Origin of the sequence: Methylobacter sp. Wu1 (assembly GCF_036553575.1) — a bacterium.
GTDB lineage: Bacteria > Pseudomonadota > Gammaproteobacteria > Methylococcales > Methylomonadaceae > Methylobacter.
In genome coordinates this window covers 1-4,341 of record NZ_JAZHOC010000002.1, presented here as the reverse complement: position 1 = coordinate 4,341, position 4,341 = coordinate 1, and the positions used below count along the sequence as shown (strand labels likewise).

At 58.1% G+C, this 4,341-nt stretch carries 3 protein-coding genes; all 3 read right to left on the bottom strand.

The genetic code is table 11. From position 1 onward, the window contains the following. Nucleotides 1–772: 772 nt before the first annotated feature. Nucleotides 773–1,360 carry an SCO family protein gene (locus V2P20_RS00080; protein WP_331814697.1) on the bottom strand — a complete coding sequence of 196 codons (588 nt, stop codon included), beginning with the start codon at nt 1,358–1,360 and terminating at the stop codon, nt 773–775. Beyond that, nucleotides 1,357–3,297 (bottom strand): hypothetical protein, encoded by a 1,941-nt coding sequence (locus V2P20_RS00075; RefSeq protein ID WP_331814695.1) that lies wholly within the window; start codon nt 3,295–3,297, stop codon nt 1,357–1,359. Before V2P20_RS00075 ends, V2P20_RS00080 begins: the two co-directional genes overlap by 4 nt. An 88-nt stretch (nt 3,298–3,385) precedes the next feature. Next, complete coding sequence (locus tag V2P20_RS00070) at nt 3,386–4,150, bottom strand: hypothetical protein (protein WP_331814693.1); 765 nt, start codon at nt 4,148–4,150, stop codon at nt 3,386–3,388. Nucleotides 4,151–4,341: the final 191 nt, after the last annotated feature.

The following is a 4,341-nucleotide window of genomic DNA, read 5'->3' as shown; positions in this document are numbered from 1 at the left end:
CCGGTTTCCAACCGGCCGCTGATTTGCCGAATTTTCATGACATCTCCACACTACAGTAATTGAAGAAATGATTGCCGCCTGAAAGTAACCTTGAGCCAGCCGTTTTCCTGCGCAGCAATCGATAAGGATTATTAAAGACAATCTGACTTTATAAGCACAGCTACAGTGCGGAAATCGGGTGAAACCCTGATTTTTAGCTCAGGAAATACCTGATTTGATGAGATTCAGCCTGAAAAGCAAGTGAACGGGCAGCGGCGGGAAAGTCTATAGCGATGCTTCAGCCATTCAAGGATGACGACACGCCACAGAATCTTGTTTGTAAACTTAAGGTGTCAGGACTTACGCAAGTCTGTGGGGGCGACTTCAGTCGCCCATTCAGATAAAAGGCGACTACCAACAGTAGGCGCTCTAGGCGAAGTCGCCCCCACAAGTTTTAAAACTACTTGTTTCGGCGGTTGAACAGGCAAACTGCGTAAGTCCTGGGTGTGAAATTATGAACGGCTGCATGGGTAGTATTTGCGCCTGCATTACCTTACTACACTCAAGCAGGCCGAAGAATGTAGCCCTGGCCCTGACTTTTTTTACAATGCCTGAGCTTGGAGGCTCCACCTCAAGCGGGTCGGGGTTTGCAACCCCGGCCCTAACGTTTCAGCAATGCTTGAGCTTGGAGACTCTACTTAACCAATCCTGAACGTTTTGAACGGGGCAACATGCCCCGTCCAGCTGAATGTTCGGGCCGAATAAAATTCGGCCCTGCAGCCACACCTCGCGCTCAGGATTTTCCATGGCGGGCATTCAGCAATTCATCGATTCGGGCAGCGATGGTGTCCGGGCTGGACAGGCCATTGAAGCGCGTCCATTCGCCGCGGACCGGGTCGCCGACCAGAATGACCGGCGCATGGTTGGCGACATCGGCGCTGTAGACGCCCAGGCTTTTGAGCAGGGCGTCGACCTGGGCCTTCTCTCCGGTCAGCCAGAGCCACTCGGGCGCGGCGTGAAAGCGCTCCGCGTAGGCTTTCAGCCGTTCAGGCGTATCCGTAGCCGGGTTGATACTCAGCGAGACCATGCGCACGTCCTTGGCCAATTTGTCGCCGAGCCGGCTTTGCAGCTTGGAGAAAATGCCCGAGACGACCGGGCAGGCCGTCTGGCAATCGGTATAAATGAAATTGAGCGCCATGATCCGGTTGCCGACGACATCGCTGGCAAAACGGACCGAGGCGCCGTTCTGGTCTTGCAGTTCGGCATTCGGCAGTGCGGCCGGAGACTCTATCGTCTTCGGCGCCGGGTCCGGCACAACGGCGATAAGAACGCCGGTAATCAGCAGGGTGATGATGACTCCGGTTCTGAACTTGATATTCATGGCGCCAACTCCTTGACCTGAGCGGTAGCGATTTCCGGCCGGATGGCGCGGAACGTCAGCATGGGCTGTTGTTCAAAGGTGAAATTGAGCGAGGGCGACTGTGCGAATACCTGATAGACGCCCGTTTCCGTCGGCGTGATGTCCGCCTGATACAGGCCGTCGCCCAGCGGTTTGGCCAGCAGCCGCTGCTGCCACTGGCCGGGGATGCGGAAGATCAGCAGTTGCAGGTCGCTGACATTATTTTTTTCCGCATGATTGACTTTGACCAGGATCGATACCGGTGCGCCGACCGGCACTTCCTTGCTGTTCAGCAGATACTCCACCTTGACCGGCTGGGTGTCTGATTTGGCCAGTTCAGGGTCCGGCGCGATGTCGGCGGCGAAGCAGTGGTAGACCGTCGGATTGTTGAGCAGGACCGAGACGCTGTAACGGCCGGCCGGCGGCAGCTGAGCGGTGCCCGTATAAACGCCGGGCGCGGTTTCCTGCAGACTTTTATCTACAATCATGACCGCCATGGGATTCATGCCGAAGTTCTCGAAATTGCCCATCGGCGCGGCCATGCCTTCCGTGTAGTAATACACGGATTTGTCGGCCGGATTGGCGACCACCACGGCATTGCGCTCAGGCGTCGGCACAATGGCATCGGCCGACAGCAGCCCGGATGAACCCGGTGCGGATTGACCGCCCGGAAAGGTCGTCACGGCTGCCGGCGCATTCTTGCCCAGCGCATCCAGCTGCAGCATGCTCACGGTTTCATTGGCGGTCGAGCGGACATAGGCGAAATGATCCGTGAACGTTATCTGGTCCGGCGCGGCGCCGGCTTCGACGGTCTGGGCCAAGCGGTTCACTGAAGCATCGATGATGAACACTTTGTTGTCTCTCTGGCTGAGCGCGAAACCCCAGCGGCCGTCGGGGCTGAAGCGCAATGCTTTCAGCGGCGAGCCGGTCTCGATGGGCGCGCCGGCCTGGCCTTCGGCATCGATGACCAGCAGGCGGCCGCTTTCGGTGGCTGCGTACAGGGTCTTGCTCAACGTCGAGAAAGCCAGCGCCACGGGCCGGGCCATGCTTTTGACGGCATTATGGTTGGCCAGCTTGGCGGTATCGATGACGGCCACCGTCTGGTTGTCGGCATTGCTGACGTAAGCCATGCGGCTGTCGGCGCTGAAGGCAAACTCATGGCCGCCCTTGCCGGTGGCGATCGAGGCGGCCACCTGGTTTTTTTCGGTATCGACGGCGCTGACATCGGCTGAGGACTTGTTATCGGTCGTTTCGAGTCCCACCCACAAATAGTGGCCGTCCGGCTGCAAGGCCAGCCGGGTGGGTGAGGCTGCAAACGACAGAAAAGTCTTTACCTGCCAGGTTCCGGTATCGATGACAGCTACTTCGCGGCTTAACGGCGTAGCCACATAGAGCTTTTTATTATCCTTGCTCAAGGCCCAGTCCACGCCGGGGCTGTTCAGCCGGATACGCGTGATCATCTTGCTGCCGCCGAAGCCGTTCATCGGATCGATGACGGAAATGCTGGCCTTGTTGTTCAGCGCCAGCACGAAATAGGAATTGAGGTTGATATCGGGCTGAAAAGCCAGTTTGCTTTGCAGATAGGAATTGATGCGGTCCTTGCATGACAGGTTCTGTTCCTGCGGGTTCTGGCGGTCCAGCCAGACGGCCGGGTGCAGACCCTTGACCGGTTCCTTGCTGGACGTATCCCGGACCGTGAATTGCAGGCGCGCCGGCTGGCCCTCGTGCAGAGCAGAGGCCGCGATCTTGTCGGCCTGGACCGGATCGATGGCCAAGGCGATGGACAAGCCTTCCTTGATCACTTCGTTGTCTGACGGATTATTCTTGAACAATGCCGACAGCTGATCGCTGAATACGAAGAAAAGGCCGGTCAATACGATGAAGCATAATGCTGAATTTCTGTAATTGGGTGTTCTCATAGTCATATCCCTGTTTTATCGAGTATCCGATAACGATAAAAAGAGTGCAGCCGGCTTGCGGCTGCACTCCGATACGCCTTACGAGATGCTATTGCACTCGTAATTTGCCCCACATTCCGCCGTCAAACGTGAACGATGCCTGATCCCGGTAGAGGTAATCGCCGGGCGTTGCGAAGACACCGCCGGCACCATTGGCCAGCAGGAAGTTGAAATGGCTGCCCGGCCCGATGCCGGCTTGGGAGCCGTGCCATTCCGAGAAGCTGTTGGTGCCGATCACCGTCGAGCCGTTGGTGAACGGTTCCTCCAGCCAGATGTGCCCATGCTGCTGGAAGACATGGTTACGGGCATGACCGCCGGCCTGCAGCACGCGCATCCGGACCGGCTCGCCGGCTTTGGCCAGGAAAGTCGGTGTTTCCGCTGCGCCCGTCAGCACATTGGTGAAGTCAAAGGTGCGTGTTATTTCCAGCGGGGTATCCGCCGCAAAGCCCATGCGCGCCCATAGCGGTTCGGTCCTGTAGTTGAAGCCTTTCTGAGCGGTGTCTTCGGGATCCTCAATACCGGCAAGATTAGGCACGGGCACGCCGTCTTGCTGCAGGTTCAGGTCGTCCTGGAACAGCAGCACGTGTTCCCGGAAGAACTTGCCGTTGGTCAGCATGACCGTGGCCGAGGCGCGCATGTTGGCGTCTTCCTGCCACTTCGCGCCTTGCGGCTCGATGATCAACGCCCCGATGGCGCCCTTGCTGATCTGCTTCATGCGGTCCGACGGCATCAGGTTGACGGCGCCGTATTCCACCGGTTCGGCATAAAGCTTCTTCAGTTTCGAATTGGCGTCAGGGTAGGGCCTGCTCGTCATTCGACCGGCGTACCATTTATAGCTGGCCACTCCATTGGGGGCGGCGGTGACCAGATTGCCGCCCGGCAGAGTCCAGTTCTGGCCTATGCTCAGGCCGGCACTGCGCAGGGCGTCAAATTCCACCAGCTGCGGCGTCAGGCCGACATGGCTGGACGGCCGGATGTCGTTGTTGTTGAAGCCTTCGACGATCA

Coding starts and splice junctions, on each gene's coding strand:
- V2P20_RS00080 (WP_331814697.1), bottom strand. CDS start 1,360: ATGAATATCAAGTTCAGAACCGGAGTCATCATCACCCTGCTGATTACC.
- V2P20_RS00075 (WP_331814695.1), bottom strand. CDS start 3,297: ATGAGAACACCCAATTACAGAAATTCAGCATTATGCTTCATCGTATTG.
- V2P20_RS00070 (WP_331814693.1), bottom strand. CDS start 4,150: ATGACGAGCAGGCCCTACCCTGACGCCAATTCGAAACTGAAGAAGCTT.